We start from the raw sequence: 17,398 nt of genomic DNA, 5'->3' as shown, positions 1-17,398 counted from the left end.
GGGGAGTTTTCTTGGAAGGGCTGGATGGCTACTATGGCCGGGAAGCCGATGTTCTAGCCGTGCGCGAGTGGGCCAGCAAGCCCCCCAAAGGTGAACGTGTTCTGACGCTCACCGGCCCGGGTGGGATGGGCAAGACGCGGCTCTCACGCCAGGCGTTACCGGAGGCTATATTTGTGCCTCTTGCGGAAGTCAGCGATGCCCACGCGGGCTTTTTCGAGGCGATTCACGTCGCACTCGCGCTACCCAAAGGCGATGCCCCGCCGCGCGAGCAGATTGTCTATGCCCTGATTCAGCAAGATGCACCGCTACTGGTTTTAGACAACTTCGAGCAGATTGTCACGCACGGCGCACGTCTGGTGGAGGGTCTGCTCAAAGACATCCCCGCGCTCCGCTGCGTGATTACCAGCCGCCGCCGCCTGGGGATTCGCGGCGAGACGGAGCGCGTTTTAGAGCCGCTGCCCCACGCCCCCAGTGTGGCATTATTTCTGGACCGCGCCCGCCGCGCCCGCCCGGACTTCGCCCAGAACCCCGCATCGCTGCCCGTGGTGGAAGAAATCGTCGCGCTTCTGGAGGGCTTGCCACTCGCCATCGAGCTTGCCGCCGCAAGAAGCGTCGTGCTGGGCCCCGTGCAGATGCGCGACCAGCTCTCAGGCCGCCTGCGCTTTTTGGTCAACCGTCGCCACGCCACCAGCGAGCGCCACCGGAGCCTCCGTGCGGCTTTAGACTGGTCTATTCATCTTCTCTCCCCCGAGCTCAAGCGCATCTTCGCCCGCCTCTCGGTCTTTCGCGGCGGCTGGAGCCTCGAAGCCGCTCAGACCGTCTGCCAGGGCTGTGGCATGGAGGTTTTAGATGCCCTCGACGAGCTGCACAGCCACTCGCTCCTCACCGTCACCTTCGACGAGACAGAAACCCCTCGCTACGACATGCTGGTCGTCATTCGCGAGTACGCCGAGGAAGTGCTTTCCGAAAGTGGGGACGAAGCCGTCACTCGATCCCGTCATGCTCAGTCGGTGGAAGAGATGGCGCAACGTGTCCAAGTGTGCTTCAAGGAGCAAGGCGTAGGCCCGATGCAGAAGCTCTTGGTAAAAGACATCGAGAATCTACGTCGCGGAATGGACTGGGCGGAGAAAGCCGAACGCTACGATCTGCTCTATTCTTGGCTTGATGTACTGGGAGGAAAGCTTTTTGAGAGTGGACATTGGTCTCTCTTTGAGCGCCTGATGGACTCGGTGGATGGGCATATCGAAGACAAGAGAGCATTAGCCCGATTTTGTAGTCTGCGAGGAGCGCTGCTTCGTCGGCAAGGCAAAGAGGATGCAGCCGCGCTGTACTGGGATCGCTGGTTGTATCTGACAGAAGAAATAAGAGATGAGAAAATGTATATAGGAGCATTAATTAACATGATTACACAAAGGATAGATATGAAAGACATTGAAGAAGCAGAATATTTTATTAATATATTGAAATGTAAAATTTCAGAAGATAAAATCAATCTTATATTGAATTCTTTTTGTAATAGAATATCATTATTAAAAAATAATTTTGGAAAAACTAATGAATACTGTGAAAAATTAAGAAATATTATTGGCTCGGACAAAATAACAAATCAAGTTCATTGTCATTACATGATTAAGTCTTATTTTGCGATGAAGAATTTCCATTATGGTTTTGTTTTGCTGTCTGAAATGTTAGAAGCTGCAATTAAAGAAAAAAATCCATTTTATGTTGCACGAATGTTAGAGTTTGTTGCTCCTGCACTAGAAGAGGTGGGTGAAAATGAGGCGGCATGTTTCGCCTATATACTAGCAGAGAGAGAACATTTCAAGATTGGCTCACGATTCGCTACGAGCAGCCATACGGCGCGAATTATTTTTTGGGAAAAACAGGTAAATGCCCCTATTTGGGGGCAGGCAACAGATGACTACATGTGGCATACTATCCATGCTCGAATTACTTCTTATGATAACGAGAAAATAAAAATCCCCTATATTGGGATAGGAAATGGTTGTAGCTGAAATGGCAGGAACAATTAAAGAAATCGTATGGCATGAAACACTTACGGATGTAGAGTTTGATACTCTCTTCAAGTTGTATAACGGAACATTCCAAATAATGGCAACCCATCCGAAGTTGATTAGATTTGACAATGCAATAGTGGAAATAATGGATCTACTTAACGATTCAAATAATAACACTCCTCTAAGCGAAAAAGACATGGTCATTTTGATTTATATATCCGCAGTGATGAATGGCTTGTTGACGGTGACAAATATTCAATCAGCAGCAACAACATTAGGGATTAATTCGACTAGTTACATTGCTACACTAATTAGCAAAGTTGTGTTACTTTTAGCAAGTGTGAATTCTAAGCACCAACAAGGAATAACAAAAGTAAACCAATATAAACAAGTAGCGCCAATGAGACTCCATTACTTTTATAGGAAAGGACTTACGAAGACGTATGTTTTTACGGGCAGTTCTGGTTCTCCAAATATAACAGTGTGCTGTCCAATGCCCAAAAAGCAAGAGCTTTATTTTGGAACAACATTAAAACAAATATATCAAACAATGATCTTTAAATTCAAAAAAATCATGTATGATATTCCCGATGGCAGTGGAGGATTAACTAAAGCAGGGGTTTTACGTATCTCTTTACCTATTCCAAACACATTAAAAATTGGATATATACATTACGATACACAAAATTTCTTAAATGGTGCACCAATAATAGGAAAACAAGATGAATATGATATTTATGTAGCAATGATAAAGAATCCTGAACTCATAAATGTGTTATTTAATGATTTAGTCTCATCAAATCAGGTTTGTGTAATGACACCATCCACTGGTTTACCATCGAATGCTAGGGAAATCCCATCAATGCTCGTTTTTAATATGACGAATGGTTGGGAGACGTTTCAGGTTACCAGTGTCATTGAACAAACAAGTTGTCCGCTTGGATATACCTATCAAATCTGCCATAAAGCCGGGTTTACCATAAATGGAGCTAATGCTTCTCTGGCTGTCCTTGACGGTAGTGGTTGGTGTGGGGTGTAGGAGTACCTCAGAGGTACTCCCTCCTCCCTCCGAACTCCCTATGGGGCTTCAAAGATTCGAGGGCGGGTTTTGGAACTCCCACTTCGGTTTTTGGAGCGCCCGCTTCGCGCCTTTGAGCCGCGATACCGACTCTCTCAGCCTCCGCGCCGGAATAAAATCACCCGGCGCGGAGGCTTTTTGCTACGGAGTCGGGGTTTGGGGCTGCTTGCGCGGGGCTCCGGGGAACCGCTCCGCAAGGTCGCGGTAGAGCGCCTCGGCTCCGGGTATCTTGCGCCGTGCCGCTGTTTTGACGCTCTGGTAGTAGGCGAGCGCCGCCGTGTAGGCTTCGCTGCCCGCGAGCATCCGGGTATCCTCTGCGCCTACCGCAAGCGCACTCAGGGCATGGGCAAGCGGGGAGAGCGCCACCACGCCGGTCACATCTACCACTAAAGCGGCGTGCTCCACGTACGGTGGAAGGAACTGTGGATGGCTCTCTGCGTACTCCAGCACTTTCTCGACAAATGCCACGGTTTTATCGCCCATTTTGGGGCGCTCTTGCCGATCCTGCGGTGTCAGATGCTTAAATTTTGGACCTAAAACTCGCTGTAGGGTTGCAATTGCGGTGTCTACTTCTATCTGCTCTGCTGGAGTCAAGTTCCAGCTCACTTCATCATTCATGGTCAACCTCCTGACCCACATTGTACCAGCAGAAAACAATTCTTCCCAATGAGAGGAAAATGCCCCCATTCAGGGGCTGTAGAAAGATTACACTGCTCTTATACTTTGTCCAGTTCTAAATTCAACAAAAACAAGGGACAAAGGCATGATAAAAAAATTCGGGGTGGGACTAGCACTAACACTTGGTATCTCTCTGTTTGTTCCCCAGAGTGCACACGCACAGCTAGGGACGTTTTATGGCATCCAGAACCAGTCTCTGCTGGTCTCGGTGAGCCCGTTCACGGCGGCGACGAGTCCGATTGGGGCGCTGGGAGCGGGTTTCACGGGCGGGACGAGCTTCGCCACGATGACCTACAATCCCAATAATAACCAGCTCTACGCCGTAGGGTATGAGTTCGCGACCGACCTCTACAAGCTCCACCAGATCAACCCGGCGACGGGCGCAGTGATGGGAGTCTTTCCCCTGGGCGTGTACTCGTCGGTGGGGGCCTTTGAGGCACTGGAGTATGTTCACTCTCTGAACAGCATGGTACTGACACGGTGGGCCCCGGCGTTTGGGTCGCTGTCCCTGACACGCGATCTCTACAGCATCACGACCACCGGCACCATGACCTCCCTCGGCGTAACGACCGCAGTGCCTGATAACGATGCAGCGGCGTATGACTCGAAGCGAGGCATCTTCTACTCACTCGACTCCAGCCCCACCGGGTTTCTCGCGGATGTCAATCTCAGCACCGGAGCGGCGGCACTCCATGCCGCTGTGCCTGCGGGCACCTGGGACGGAGCCTACAGCGATAGCCTTGATGAACTCTTCGCCACCAGCAACGGCACCAGCCTCTGGAAGATCTCAGCCACCAACGTCAATGGGAGCTTTTCGCCGGTGGGTAACTTCTCCGGTCACGTGGGGGCTATCGCCTTTCGCACCACTCAAACTTCCGCCCCCGAGCCCGGCACGCTGAGCCTGCTGGCACTTGGAATTATCGGCGGGATGGCGACGCGAAATCGGAAAGGAGCGAGAGCATGAAATCGAACGGTTCTCTCTTTGCCAGAAGCTCGGGCTGGCGTATGTCTCCGTGCCGATGGGCGAGGGTCTGCCGGATTTTCCCACGGTCGAGCGGCTGCTAGGACTGCTGCGCAATGGCTTCGATGCCGAGCTTGAGGTGCTGGCACGTGACATCTGCTTTTACGCCCGAGAACTCCAGCGCACACGCCCCACTCCCACCGTGTGCCAGATCGCGACGGCCTAATCCTCACAAATCTCACCGGGGCAGAATTTATTTTTTGCCTCTGTATTCTTTTTCGCTCGTGCCATGCTCTATGATAACAGGAGAAACCCATGGTTATGGCAGAGACGCGGCAGATCGCCGTACCGCCCATTCCCTCGCTTCTTGCGGCAGCAAGAGCCGGGGATTCCCACGCCATTGAGCAGCTACTGCTCCCTCATGAGCCGGCGCTTCGTTCAGAAGACTCAGGGAGTGAGGCCGGGGTCGAGGCGATGCAACTCTTGCAGCGAGGCAGGCAGGAGGGCGTTGGTGAGGTGCTCGAGGATGCCGGTGACCACTCCCTGCGATTTATTGCCCTGCGCTAGTGCGATGGTGCAGTCCTCCCAGACGGGCCGCAGTGTTCGAATCACCAGATGCTCACGGAGCTTGGGAAGTAGTGTCGGGCACTCGGAGAGAAACCGACTGTGCAAAAAGAGTGTTGGAGGGTTGAACAAGTGGAGGGCAGCGGCGATTCCGATAGCAAGGTAGTCGAGGCGCGCATCAATGGCCGCTGTCTCTCCCGCGTTGTAGCGGGCCACGGCTTCGTCTAAACTGGCGGCGCTCATCGCCTCCTGAAGGGAGAGATCACTAACTTCCGTCTCCAGGCAGCCCCGGTTGCCACAGCCACACAGCCGCCCCGTCGGGTTCACCGTGATGTGCCCCAGCTCTCCGGCCAGCCCCCGGTGCCCCGTGAAGGGCTGGCCGCGCAGCACGGCAGTGAATCCGACCCCCGTCGAGAGATCCATCAGAGCGAAGTCCTCGAGGCTCTGGGCACTCCCACAGTGTCGCTCTGCCAGACAAAGAGCATGAATCTCGTGGATGAGCACACAGGGAATCCCCAGGGCACTCGCAAGATCCCGGGCCGGTGCCTTGCCGTCGGTGAGGTGGACATTGGGGGAGAGCAAGCCGCGCTGCTCGGTGTAGTCCAGCAGGCCGGGCAGCGCCACACAGAGGCCATCGGTGCGCATCCCAGGAACGGCGAGCTTTGTGCGCGCCCAAGCCAAGGCCGTGGTGAGCAAGGCGTCGTAGGTGTCGGGCGTCGTGAAGCGGATCTCCTCCCGGATGGTTCCGTCCAGCCCCCCCACGACAAGCCGACATTGGGGACGGTCCACAACAACCCCGAGCACCTGAACTCCCTCCGCAGGCAAGCGCAACTTCTTGGCCGGACGTCCACGCCGAATATCAACATCGTCCTCCTCCACCAGCCAGCCATCGCGCAAGAGAGTCTCGACAGCCTTGGAAGCCGTCGGCGCGGTAATATCCGTGGCACGTGCCAGCTCTGCTCGGGAGAGTGCGCCGTGCCGCTGGATTGCTCTTAGTACACGCCACTCGTTGATACGTCCTAGTAACCCTGGTTGAATCTTGCCCTGCGATGCCATAGGCTTTTATTGTAACAGACAAACCGCCGGGTACAATAATCCATGCCTCGATTTCTCTCGGTTCACACGTTCCCGCCCGGTACCTTCACCCTGGAGCGAATCGAGGAGATCGCCGCACGGGGCCAACACGACTCCGTGGTGCGCGGCTATCGTAGCTTTCATAGCCCCACTGAGGGGCAGATCGTCTGGATTTTAGAAGCCCCCAGCAAAGAGGCTGTCCTCGACTTCTGCCAGCGCATGGGGCTTCCCGTGGACGCCGTGACGCAGCTAGAGCTGGAAGGCCATGTCGGGGTGATCCGGCCCGCCGAGCCACCCCCCTAACCCCCGCCGGGTACCCTCTGGGTGGGGGGGATTTATGGCATAATAGCCCCATGCAACGTAGCGTCACCCCGCGAATCCTGCTGATCGGCGCAGTTCTGATGTTTGTCAACGCCTACTGGGTCATCCAGGTCGAGGGTGTCTGGCACTCCAACCACGCGTCGGCGATGTCGCTCTTCTGGAACAGCATCTTCTTCTTGCTCCTCATGGTGCTCTTCAATATCGGGGTGCTCAAGCGCTTTGTCCCAAAGTACGCCTTCTCCCAGGGCGAGCTCATCACGGTCTATGTGATGATGAATATCGCCACCGCGCTCGCCGGGCACGATAGCTTGCAGCTCGGGATTCCCGCTGTCCAGGGCTTTCCCATGTGGTTTCAGGCGCAGAACGAGTCCATGGGCTGGGATAAGTTCAATCGGTTTTACCCGGATCACTTAATGGTCAAAGACCTGGAGATCCTGCGCCCGGTCTACTACGGCTCATCGGTTGCGCTACTCTACACACCCAAGCACTTACTGGCCTGGGCGACGCCGATTCTCTGGTGGACGGGTTTTATTGTGGCACTCGGAACCGTCATGATCTGCATGAACGTGCTGATCCGCAAGCAGTGGATGGACAACGAGAAGCTCGCCTACCCCATTGTCCAGCTTCCCATGGCAATGACCGAGGGCGGCGGCAATATCGCGTTCTTCAAGCACAAGCCCTTCTGGCTGGGGATTTGTTTAGGAGCCGGTCTAGACATCTGGAACGGGCTAGCGACCCTCTACCCGCAGCTTCCTCTAATTCCGGTACGCCACGACTTCGGTGCGTATAATCTCGCGCAGTACATTACCAGCCCGCCGTGGAACGCTAATAACTGGATTCCCATGCCGCTCTATCCGTTTATTATCGCGCTGGGCTATTTTTTGCCGCTGGATCTGAGCTTCTCGCTCTGGTTTTTCTATCTGGTGAAGCTGGGGCTTAATGTGTTGGCGCTAGATATCGGCATCCAGCCCAAGCCCACTTCGGTGTTCCCGTTTCTCACCCAACAACAGTTCGGAGCCTGGTTCGCCATTCTGGCAATCACCCTCTGGAGCGCGCGGGGGCACCTTAGAGCCGTGTGGGAGACGATCTGGGACCCCAAATCAGCACTCGCGCTTGATGACTCTAAAGAGCCGCTACGCTACCGAACCGCGTTTTTAGGGATTCTGGCGGGCCTAGCGTTTCTGATGTTCTTCTGCCTGAAAGCGGGAATGAGCTGGGGAATTGTGATCGGGCTCTTCGGGTTTTATTTTCTGCTCTCATTGGGCATCACCCGGCTGCGGGCCGAGCTTGGCCCGCCCGCCCACGAGATGGCGTTCCAGCTCAACGGCTCCAGCCTGCTTACTATGCTCTTTGGCACCCAGGGCGTGGGCTCGCAGAACCTCACCATGATGAGCATGTTCTGGTGGTTCACGGGGCGCGGCTACCGCACCCACCCGATGCCCTGCCAGCTTGAGGCGATGAAGATGGGCAGCCAGAGCGGCGTGGACATGAAGGGCATGGGCCTGGCGATGGTCTTCGCGCTGCTAGTGGGCGGCTTTGCGAGCTTCTGGGCGGGGACGCATCTTCAGTATGTCTCGGGGGTGAACCAGATGACCAACCACAACTGGGGGCAGTTCCAGCAGGTCAAGAGCTGGATTGACACCCCGATCCCCCCGGACATCCCCGGCCAGATCGCCATGGGCTTCGGGGCGCTCGCCGCGTGGGGCATGGCGTTTCTACGCGCTCGCTTCGTCGGCTGGCCCTTGCATCCGGCGGGCTACGCGATTGCGCTCACGTTTGGAGCCGAGTACTACTGGATGTGCTTGATCATCAGCACGGTGCTCAAAGCCGGAGTCTTGCGCTACGGGGGCCTGAAGCTCCACCGACAAGTGATGCCCTTCATGTTCGGCCTGATTCTCGGCGAGTACGCCGTCGGCGCATTCTGGAGCCTGCTCTCGCTCTTTCTCAATGAAGGCCGTATCATCAATATCAAGACCTACGACTTCGCACCTGGATAGAAATCCCATGAAAAATATCCGTGTCAAACCCGCGTTTCTTGTTGGACTTCTCGTGTTTGGAGGAGCCACCTACTGGGCAGCGATGCTCTCGCCTAGTGCTCTGAACCGGCAGCTTATTCATGCTGTGCTGGATGAGACCAGTGAGCCGCAGGAGATCGAGGCGCTGCTGCGGCGCGGTGCCAACCCGAATCTATACTGCATGCCCAATCAGGGGATAGACATCAAAGAGACCCTGACATCTTGGCTGGCAGGACAGTCGCGTACCAACGACGAAGGGGTTCCTTTGCTAATCCGAACGGGTTGGTCGGGACAGGGCGAGGTTGTGAAGTCTCTGCTGGCACATGGGGCCAACCCTAACCTGACCTATGCAAACGGTATGACTCCTCTTATGGCGGCAGTAGGCAACGAAGATAGTACGCTCGCCGCCACACTGCTCTCGCACGGAGCCGACCCGAACCTGAGCACGTCCAGTGGCATGACAGCACTCTCTCTTGCCAAAGAGGTAAAGCGCCCCAAGCTGATCGCGCTACTGATAAAAGCGGGAGCAAAGCCGTAGAAGCGAAGCGAGCGGGCCTCGTTTATGAGGCCGCTACAGCAGCCCTCGGAACGACTTAGTGCCGCCGTCGAAGCCGGGGAAAAGTTTCGCCAGATCCGGGACGCCTAAGTGTTTCATCGCGACTTCTCCGAACACGGAACGGAAGTCGGTGGTAATCGCGAGGTCGCGGTTTTCGTAGAGCTTCTCGGGGGTGAGGCCGGGCCAGTCGCCGTAGACCTTGCCTCCCTTGATCGAGCCACCGAGCGCAAGGAAGCAGGTCGCGTGGCCGTGGTCCGTGCCGCCGGTACCGTTTTGCTTGACCGTCCGCCCGAACTCGCTCATGGTCAGCACCACCACATCGTCCATCTTGTCGCCCAGATCGGCGTAGAGCGCAGCAAGTGCCTGACCGACCTCGCGGAGCTTGTTGGAGAGATTTCCCTGCGCGGGGTTGCCGTTCTGAATCTGGTTGGCGTGCGTGTCCCAGCCGCCGATATCGGCGAAGGCCACCTCGACCCCCACATCGGCCTTGATGAGCTGCGCGATCTGCTTCAGCGAGTCGCCGAGCTTGCCGCTGGGGTAGGCAGCGCCGCTCGCGGGCGTGTAGCGGGCGGGGTTCACGGAGCGCAGCATCTTAATTGCCTCAAAGCTCTCTTTACCCGTGCCGTGCAAGACATCCCCCACCGCCTGATCGTAGAGCGCCTCGAAGCCGCCCGCGGCGCTGCCCGTGGCAAACGCCCCCGCCATCATCGCTTCGTCGGCACCGGAGTCGCCGCGCCGCCCGTTATTGCGCCGGGTCGCCGACGGATCATTAATGCCAAACGTCCGCAGATCAGGGATACCCAGTGCGCCCGCGTCGCCTTTCAGCGCCGTGGGCAGGCCGCCGCCCAAGGCTACCGCGCGAAACGGGGACTTTTTCAGGTTCGCCCGATCCTGCGGACACTGCAACACCGCCCGTGCGAGCCAGCCATCGTGCACTGCTTTGCTGCCTGGGGCACCGCTCTCCATGTAGTCCATGGCATCGAAGTGTGAGCGCGTCCCATTAGGCGAGCCACAGGCATGAACCGCGGCCAAGTGACCGTCTTTGTAGATCTTGGCCAGTGGCTCCAGCGCGGGGTGCAGCCCAAAGAAGCCGTCCAGATCCACCACTTGATTTTTGGGAATCGCGATATTGGGCCGCGCCCGGTAGAGCTCCGCCTCGCCGTGCGGCACCACCACCGAGAGGCCGTCCGCCGCGCCGCGCAGAAAGACGCAGACAAGGGTCTTTTTCTTCTTGCCCCCCAGGGAGTTCTGTGCCAGCGCCGCGCGCTGCAAGAACGACGGCCCAAAGGCGGGCACCAGCCCCACCGAGGCCAAGGCCACTCCGCCATTTTTCAGAAACAATCGTCGTGATACGTTCATTGTGTTTACCTCCGCTGGAACTCGGGTGAGCCCAGGATGAGAGCGGCGAGGCGCTTGATCGAGAACTCGTCGCCTTCGGTTTGTTTTTGCAGGGTTTTTACAGTCGCGCTCGAGAGCGCCCCACCCGTGAGCTGCTCACCTAGGAGTTCGATCATCGCGGGAGTGGGCTTGCTAGGCGTCTCTGTGAAGGGCAATGACTTGCTCAGATCCGCATCGCTGATACGGCCATTGACTAGGGACAGTGAGAAATTGATGCGCCCGATCAGTGCGCCGCTCGAAACCCACTTGCTAGAGTCCTCGGGGTAGCCTGTCGGGAAGGCGTAGTTAAAGAGCGGCTGGCCCAGAAGGCCTACCTGACCGGCCAGCAGGCGCTGATTGGTCTGCCCCGCCCCGTTGGGTGCGAAGATATTGATCCCCGCCCCGAGCCGCATTCCTGCCATACCGCCGCCGCCAAACGCACCAGGAGCGGCAGGCGGCGCGGTCTCTACCATTCCCCCGAGGGCACGTGTCGCCGAGACCACAAACTCGAACGGGGACTTGACCTTGGACTTATGGGCCGCAGCGCTGAAGAACTCCGGGCTACTCGTGATCGTCGCAAGAAGCGCACGGATGTCACCGTCGGTCTTTTTCCATGTCCCAATGCACTTGTTCACCAAACTTGCAGGCGGATTGTCAGAGACAAAGCGACGGCAAAGCTTTGTCGAGAGATACTTTATGGTCGAGGGATGGTTGGCAAGCACTTCGAGCATCTTGTCGCCCTCTTCCTGACCACCGCCTGCGGGGAATTTCACACCCAGCACCTCTTTTTCGCCGCGATCGTGGAGGCCCGCGTGGTACTCGAACTCGCCGCCATAGCGTCCACCGCGCACTCCCCAGCCAGTGAGGCAGCGTGCCAGCTCCGTGACATCTTTTTGGGTATAGCCACCGTCCACCCCCAAAGTGTGTAGCTCCATGATCTCACGGGCGTAGTTCTCGTTAAGGCCCTGTTTCTGGCGCTGGAGGAGAGGGGAGGGGCGGTTGGGCATTCCCTGCCCGGAGAGGCGCTCGTAGGCTTTCTCCTCGGTGATGTCCTGGTTCTTGGCGATCTCTCGCACCCGTGCCATCATCTGCACAGCGGGAGCCAGGCCACGCTCGGCGCCTTGCTTGACTTGTGCCAGGGTGAACTGTGGACGCCGATCGTTATTTCCCGTGGGGCGCTCGGGCTGGGCGGCCACGGACTGGGCATTGTCAAGATAGAGCATCATGGCCGCGGAGTGCGCGGAGGCGGCGAGCAGCTCTTTAAACGTACCCAGCACATGGGGCCGGATCGCCTGCTCCTCATCCACCACTTTCGCCGCCCGAACTTTGGTGGCATCAATGTTAAAGTGATTGCTCCAGAAGTCCACCAGCACTTCCTGAAGCTGCCGCTCACTCTCCACGGCGCGCACCAGCTTGTTCATCACGAGCTGCGAGCCCGCGTCGTTGACTTTCTGCCGCGCCATCCGTCCCTCTTCGAGCTGCTTTCGCTCCTCCGGGGTGGCGTTACGCATCACTTCCAGCATGCCCTGCGCCTGCTGCCGCTGCGGCGGGGGCGTGCCGGTCTGCGCGGCGGCGACACCGTTCTGGATAGCCTGCGATGCGCCCGTGGCACCACGCTGAGAGAGCTGGTTCTGAAGCTGGAGCAGACGACCATTATTCATCTGGACACTGCGCTCCATCTCCGCGATCTCCAGACCAGTGAGCTTGAGCGCCTCGTAACCCGCTGTCTTCGTGCGCACGGCATCGTCTTTGAGTGTCTCGGGGTGAAGCTGCTGCTCGATATAGGCTTTAAGGCCAAGTTTTTGTACGCGCTCGATGTCGCCGGGGCGGGGGCCAAAACCAAGGCGGTTCAAAACATGCACAATGCGCTGCTCCTCCGTGAGCGGCTTGTCCGCACTGAGCGCCGGAAAGGCGATCCCCAGCGTCAGTGCCAGCGTAAAACAAAGGGTCGGGAACTTCATACCCGTTTGGACGTTACTAAGGCGCTCAGGTTCACCCGTACCGCGTTACCCCGTTAGGCAAGTAATTCCCTACTAGGCAAGGAGGAGCTTGCGGGCAATCACTTCGCCACTCAGCTCGGGGGTTTCCATCAGGCGATCCAGCCCAGTCTCTAAAAAAAGGCTATTCAGCTCCTCGGAGGCGATGATATGACAGGGGACTTTCACAAGCATCGCAACCCGTGCCAGAGTTACGAGGGTCGCAATTCCTGCCGATTCGACAAGCCGAATAGGGCTCAGATCCAGAATCAGCCGTCGGGGGCGTTCCCCCAGTGCACTGAAGACGGCATCCCGAAACGAGAGAACCGTATTCAAGTCGAGACGTCCCTGCACTATCAGTGTTAGGCTCCTATCCGCACGCCAGCTCTGGCTCACGGAGAGGAGGTGCGCGGGCACCTGGGCGGTGGGCCGTCCCCGACGCGGCGCTGAGAAAACCGGACGTGATTCGCCCGTTTCCGCATCATAAAAAATAGGCTCGTTCATAACTCAGGGCAAGAGAGCAACATTAATGCCTTTAGGTAAAAAACGCCCGGAAATACCGTGTCCTCACGGGGGAAATACCGTAAAGGCGACAGGTCAACTGTGACATAGAGATCACAAACAGCACACTTTTTTGAAATCCAAAACTCTATTTCTAGCGCGAATCCCCAATGAGAATAAAGGGAGCCCAGTAGTAGGGATGGCTGTGCCTCGGTGCGCTCTGAACCTGCAGGGCGGCTTGTCGGAGCGCGGCACTCTTGCCCGTGCCTTTTGCGAGCCCGTCGTAAAAACGCGTCATGAGAGTGGCGGTGCTGGAGTCGTCTACGGCCCACTGGGACAACACTTGCGTGGGGCAGCCCGCCGCAAACAGCGCCCACGTCAGCCCGATTACACCCTCGCCGTCTTGCACCTGTCCGCGTGCCGTGTTGCAGGCGGAGAGCACGACCACCTCCACACCCCAGAGGTCTAAATCGAAGATCTCGCGGGCTGTCAGAAAGCCATCATCGCCGCTGCTAAGCGTGGGGTTTGCCAGCACAATAGAGGAGAGAAGTGGCGCGGCATCATTGACAAAGGCGTGGGAGGCTAAGTGGATACGCTGGAACTGCGAGGCAGTGGCTTTAACAACACTCTCTTGTGCTTTATTGCGTGTGTAGACAGAAGATTTTGGAAAGCGCTTTGTGAGCGCATCGGCTTCGCGCTGCGTTCCGGGCAAGTCCACAAGGCGTGTTCCCCGTGGCAGAAATAAGTCGCGATTCGGTGCGGTTATGGGGCGATTGGGCATCGAACTGAGGGTTGGCCAGCACGAGGAGCTTAGGAGACTGGGCGGCCTTGCGGGGGAGAGTCGCGGGCTGGAGGTAAGCAGAAGGCAAGTGAAGAGGACGAGAAGTGGCAGAAATATCATTGTTGGAGTACCTGCACCAGTGCCTCCATACTCTTGCCCGTTAGCTCGCCACGAAGCACGACAAGCTGCGCCTCAGGGAGCGCATTTTTTTCCACGAGCCCTTGAATCAGCCCGTCCGTATAGGCCGCATACTCGTGGCGAATCTCATTGAAGAGCTGGTGCGCGGCAAGATAGTGGCGCAGTGCTGGCTCCGTCTGCGCCTCCCCTTGCTGCTCTAGCGTCTCTCCCAGGTTGTTGAGGGCGCGTGCAATCCCAAAGACATTGCCCAGAGCCATCTCTACCTCCAGCGACTCCGTGAAGTGCTGGTGTGTCGTGTCCCACTCTCCCCGCGCAAACGTGAGGTTGCCTAAGTTGGTGACGGTTGCTGCGATACCTCGCAGGTCGCCGAGTTTTCGATGGACGGTCAGGGCTTCCGTGAGCAGCACGATGGCCTGATCCGTATCGCCGTTGGGGTCGCCCAGCTCTACTAGGGCGAGATTGTTCTTCACAATAGAGATCTCAAGCACCTCGGGGGAGGAGGTTCCTACGGGCTCCGCAGAACGAGTCAGGACATAGGAGTGGGTGAGCGTGAGCAGCGCCCTGCGGAATAACTCCCGTGCCGCGCTCCAGGCTTCTTCTTTGTAGAGGATCTGCCCGAGTAGATCCTCGGAACGCCCGACTCCCAACAGATCGTTTTGCGCGGTGTAGCCTGTGCGGGCCTCCTCTGCCAGAACCCGCGCCGCGGCCAGCTCTCCCAGATCAAAGTGTAGCCCGGCCCGCTCCCAGAGCAGCTCTGGCAGGCGTGCCACCGCGAGCCCGCGCTCCAGAGGGGCAATGGCCTCCTGAAAGAAGCCTCGTCGCTGCAGAGGCCGGGCCAGCGCGAGCGCCAGTCGGGGGGCAAACTCCCCAGAACTCGCCAGAGCCTCCCGGAGGTTAGCCGCGAGGGTATCGAGGAGGCGGAGCGCCTCGGCCTCGGTGGAGGTGTTGAAGCGCTTAAGCTGCGCTTCGGCGCGCGTGAGATAGTGTGCGGCATGACGCTCTCGAACGCTCTGTTGGAGCTCGGGAAGCTCCGTCAGGCGCTCGGCGGCGTAGAGCCGCAGCGACTCCAGCAGAACAAAACGGGCCTCACGCTGGGTTTCGAGCTGCGCACTGCTCAGAAGCGAGCTCTCGCGCAGAACCAATAGCCCCTCCAGAACATCGCCCCCCACACAGACCGTCTCAGCATCTTCGGTGAAGAACGGCCCCACAAACACGGAGAGCTGAGCCAGCAGGAGTTTTTCGTCGTCCGTTAGCACCTCGTAGCTCCAGTCAATGGTTGCCCGAAGCGTGCGATGCCGCTCGGGCAGGTCTACTGTCCGGCTCTGGAGCAGGCGGAAGCGCTCCTCAAACCTATCCAGCATCTGCTGAGGCGTCAGGGTTGTGATGCGGGCCGCCGCAAGCTCCAACGCGAGGGGCAGGCCGTCCAGACGGCGGCACAGCTCCGTCACGCTTGTGGTGCTCTCCATAGGCAGGAGAACACCCAGCTGGGAAGCGGCGGCGCGTTCCCGAAAAAGCCGCTCGGCAGCGGGGAGAGGAAGCGGGCTGAGCTCCAGTGTGAGCTCGGAGCGTAGGCCCAGCTTGCGGCGTGAGGTCACCAGGCACACGCACTCGGACGCACTGGCCAGCAGGCTCCGAACGGCTGTGGGGGCATCAGATATCTGCTCCGTGTTATCCAGGATCAAGAGTGTCCGTCCCCGTGGAGCGAGCACGCGGCCTAGCTGTTCCTCAATTGGGACCAGTGGCTGAAGGGTGATACGCAGCGCACTTGCCACCCGTCGCAGGAGGGCATCGCCGCTCCGTACATCGTCTAGTGGCACCCAGAAAACGCCCCCCGGGAAACTCTCCCGGCAGTGCCGCGCCACTTCGTGGGCGAGGCGGGTCTTGCCCACACCTCCCATACCCTTGAGTGTCAGCAGCCGTGTCCGCGCCCAGAGATGCTGGAGGACTTGCTCGTGCTCCGTCTCACGCCCGATAAAGCCGCTCTCGATCAGAGGAAAGCCGTAGAGCCGCCCCACTTTCCCAACCGTGCTCTGTGCCGCACTCTCGGAACACGCCTCGAAACGCGCCTGCAGCCGCTCGCGCTGAGCAATCACCCAGTCGTCGTAGAAGCCCGGCAGAAACTCCGCCCCTGAGAGCTGCGCCGCACCGCTCACATCGCCCGCCGCCAGCTTTGCCTCGAACTCCGCCACATCGCAGGTGATACAGCTCGGGTTGAGCCCCACGCGGAACTTATCGCTCACCAGCACTTCGCCCAGCACCGAGCGTAGTGCGGAGAGTGCCGCCGAGAGGCTGTTGCGCGCCAGCGCGGGGTCTTTCTCGGGCCAGAAACGCTCGGCCAGCACCTCACGCGGGTGCGAGCGCGGAAGTGTCAGGGCGAGATAGGCAAGCAGCCCCGCCGCCTTCTGAGTCGTGAAGTGGCTAACGCTCTCCCCGCTCTGGGAGACAAGGCGAGGACCGCCGAATAGTTCGATGCGCCAGCACGTGGACATAGAGCCTCATTATAGCGTCTTTTAGCATTTCAGGAATCTTTCAGGGTGGGGTGTTAGAGTAGCCTCATGGAAAACAATATTTCACAACCAACCCAAGCCCAGCGCCTCACGCGCGGCGGCTTTTTACTGACTCGATTTGCCATGCCCTTAGTTATTGCTGGCTCTCTCCTACTCACCAGTAAGGTTGCCCAGGCGCAACCAGAGAATGGTAAGTACTACCATATTCAGAGTGTCAATAGCCAGAAGTACCTAGGTACTGGAGGAAAAACAGAGAGTGGCGAGGAGATATTTCAAGTTTCTTTTGGAAAAGATGCAGAAGGGCAACAATGGAAATTTGTGAAGATGGGAAAATACTATGAAATCACCAATAGGAAGTCCGGAAAAGCACTAAACGTCAGAGGTGGGTCTACCGAAGAGAATGCCGTTCTTATTCAATGGGATGCTAGACCAAGAGCTCAGAATCAACAGTGGGAAGTAACGAAGAATGGAGATTCTTATTCTTTAATCGCCCGACACAGCGGAATGGCTATGGGCATAGCCGGTAGATCAAAAGAACCGGGAGCAGAGATTGTCCAGTTAAAGCCAAGAAAAAAAGCCAAGAACCAGATGTTCCAGCTTGTGCTAGCCAAATAGTTGGCAAACCCAAATCCGCCCACTGAAAGTAGGCGTCTGAGGACCTTCGGCCAAAAAGTCGCTCCGCGACTACTGAGTTCCTAAGTTCTCAGTCGCGGAGCGACTTCTTAGCCGAGGGACGAGGCTCCTAGACGCCGATTTCAACGCTTGTTGTGAATTAAGAGGCTTCGCCCCAGTCAATCACTCCCAGCCTAGTAGATCAGCAAACTGAAGGGAAGGACGCCCTAAAGAACGGTTT

15 protein-coding genes are annotated in these 17,398 nt (G+C 57.5%); 8 read left to right on the top strand and 7 right to left on the bottom strand.

The features are described from left to right. Both ACH2EH_RS05960 and ACH2EH_RS05955 read left to right on the top strand, forming a co-directional pair. On the top strand, window positions 1-2,015 hold a 2,015-nt coding region (locus tag ACH2EH_RS05960), incomplete at its 5' end, for an ATP-binding protein (RefSeq protein WP_395139877.1). Then, complete coding sequence (locus tag ACH2EH_RS05955) at window positions 2,002-3,057, top strand: hypothetical protein (RefSeq protein ID WP_395139875.1); 1,056 nt, start codon at window positions 2,002-2,004, stop codon at window positions 3,055-3,057. The genes ACH2EH_RS05960 and ACH2EH_RS05955, both read left to right, overlap by 14 nt. 180 nt (window positions 3,058-3,237) lie before the next feature. Here the strand turns inward: ACH2EH_RS05955 and ACH2EH_RS05950 are convergent, their stop codons facing one another. Beyond that, window positions 3,238-3,714, bottom strand: a complete 477-nt coding sequence (locus ACH2EH_RS05950; protein ID WP_395139873.1) for a hypothetical protein — start codon at window positions 3,712-3,714, stop codon at window positions 3,238-3,240. Between the two features lie 145 nt (window positions 3,715-3,859). Here ACH2EH_RS05950 and ACH2EH_RS05945 point away from each other — a divergent pair, with 145 nt between their 5' ends. Then, on the top strand, window positions 3,860-4,738 hold the full coding sequence (locus ACH2EH_RS05945) for a PEP-CTERM sorting domain-containing protein (RefSeq protein ID WP_395139871.1): 879 nt from the start codon (window positions 3,860-3,862) through the stop codon (window positions 4,736-4,738). Between the two features lie 49 nt (window positions 4,739-4,787). Beyond that, window positions 4,788-4,961 carry a hypothetical protein gene (locus tag ACH2EH_RS05940; RefSeq protein ID WP_395139869.1) on the top strand — a complete coding sequence of 58 codons (174 nt, stop codon included), beginning with the start codon at window positions 4,788-4,790 and terminating at the stop codon, window positions 4,959-4,961. A 221-nt stretch (window positions 4,962-5,182) separates the two neighbouring features. Here the strand turns inward: ACH2EH_RS05940 and ACH2EH_RS05935 are convergent, their stop codons facing one another. Next, complete coding sequence (locus ACH2EH_RS05935; protein ID WP_395139867.1) at window positions 5,183-6,355, bottom strand: ROK family transcriptional regulator; 1,173 nt, start codon at window positions 6,353-6,355, stop codon at window positions 5,183-5,185. A gap of 42 nt (window positions 6,356-6,397) precedes the next feature. Between ACH2EH_RS05935 and ACH2EH_RS05930 the strand changes: the two genes are divergently transcribed. The 3 genes from ACH2EH_RS05930 to ACH2EH_RS05920 are packed head-to-tail and all read left to right on the top strand — an operon-like array spanning window position 6,398 to window position 9,247. Further along, window positions 6,398-6,676 carry a nickel-binding protein gene (locus ACH2EH_RS05930; protein WP_395139865.1) on the top strand — a complete coding sequence of 93 codons (279 nt, stop codon included), beginning with the start codon at window positions 6,398-6,400 and terminating at the stop codon, window positions 6,674-6,676. A gap of 50 nt (window positions 6,677-6,726) precedes the next feature. Further along, the gene (locus ACH2EH_RS05925; protein ID WP_395139863.1) at window positions 6,727-8,691 is read left to right on the top strand and encodes a DUF6785 family protein; all 1,965 of its coding nucleotides are present in this window, start codon (window positions 6,727-6,729) and stop codon (window positions 8,689-8,691) included. A gap of 7 nt (window positions 8,692-8,698) precedes the next feature. Beyond that, the gene (locus tag ACH2EH_RS05920) at window positions 8,699-9,247 is read left to right on the top strand and encodes an ankyrin repeat domain-containing protein (protein WP_395139861.1); all 549 of its coding nucleotides are present in this window, start codon (window positions 8,699-8,701) and stop codon (window positions 9,245-9,247) included. Window positions 9,248-9,280: 33 nt separating this feature from the next. Here the strand turns inward: ACH2EH_RS05920 and ACH2EH_RS05915 are convergent, their stop codons facing one another. From ACH2EH_RS05915 to ACH2EH_RS05895, 5 genes are all read right to left on the bottom strand, one after another. Beyond that, window positions 9,281-10,624, bottom strand: a complete 1,344-nt coding sequence (locus tag ACH2EH_RS05915) for a DUF1501 domain-containing protein (protein ID WP_395139859.1) — start codon at window positions 10,622-10,624, stop codon at window positions 9,281-9,283. A 5-nt stretch (window positions 10,625-10,629) separates the two neighbouring features. Then, window positions 10,630-12,603: a DUF1800 domain-containing protein gene (locus ACH2EH_RS05910; protein WP_395139857.1), complete on the bottom strand. Its 1,974-nt coding sequence runs from the start codon at window positions 12,601-12,603 to the stop codon at window positions 10,630-10,632. Between the two features lie 72 nt (window positions 12,604-12,675). Further along, the gene (locus ACH2EH_RS05905; protein WP_395139855.1) at window positions 12,676-13,122 is read right to left on the bottom strand and encodes an STAS domain-containing protein; all 447 of its coding nucleotides are present in this window, start codon (window positions 13,120-13,122) and stop codon (window positions 12,676-12,678) included. 151 nt (window positions 13,123-13,273) lie between these two features. Continuing rightward, entirely contained in the window at window positions 13,274-13,900 is a 627-nt protein-coding gene (locus ACH2EH_RS05900; protein ID WP_395139853.1) for a CHAT domain-containing protein, read from the bottom strand. Window positions 13,901-14,016: 116 nt separating this feature from the next. Next, complete coding sequence (locus ACH2EH_RS05895; RefSeq protein WP_395139851.1) at window positions 14,017-16,527, bottom strand: NB-ARC domain-containing protein; 2,511 nt, start codon at window positions 16,525-16,527, stop codon at window positions 14,017-14,019. A gap of 66 nt (window positions 16,528-16,593) precedes the next feature. On the opposite strand from ACH2EH_RS05895, the gene ACH2EH_RS05890 reads away from it, so the two are divergent. After that, on the top strand, window positions 16,594-17,160 hold the full coding sequence (locus tag ACH2EH_RS05890; protein ID WP_395139849.1) for an RICIN domain-containing protein: 567 nt from the start codon (window positions 16,594-16,596) through the stop codon (window positions 17,158-17,160). Window positions 17,161-17,398: the final 238 nt, after the last annotated feature.

Origin of the sequence: Armatimonas sp. (assembly GCF_043760365.1) — a bacterium.
Taxonomy (GTDB): domain Bacteria; phylum Armatimonadota; class Armatimonadia; order Armatimonadales; family Armatimonadaceae; genus Armatimonas.
This window is presented reverse-complemented; position numbering and strand designations above follow the sequence as displayed.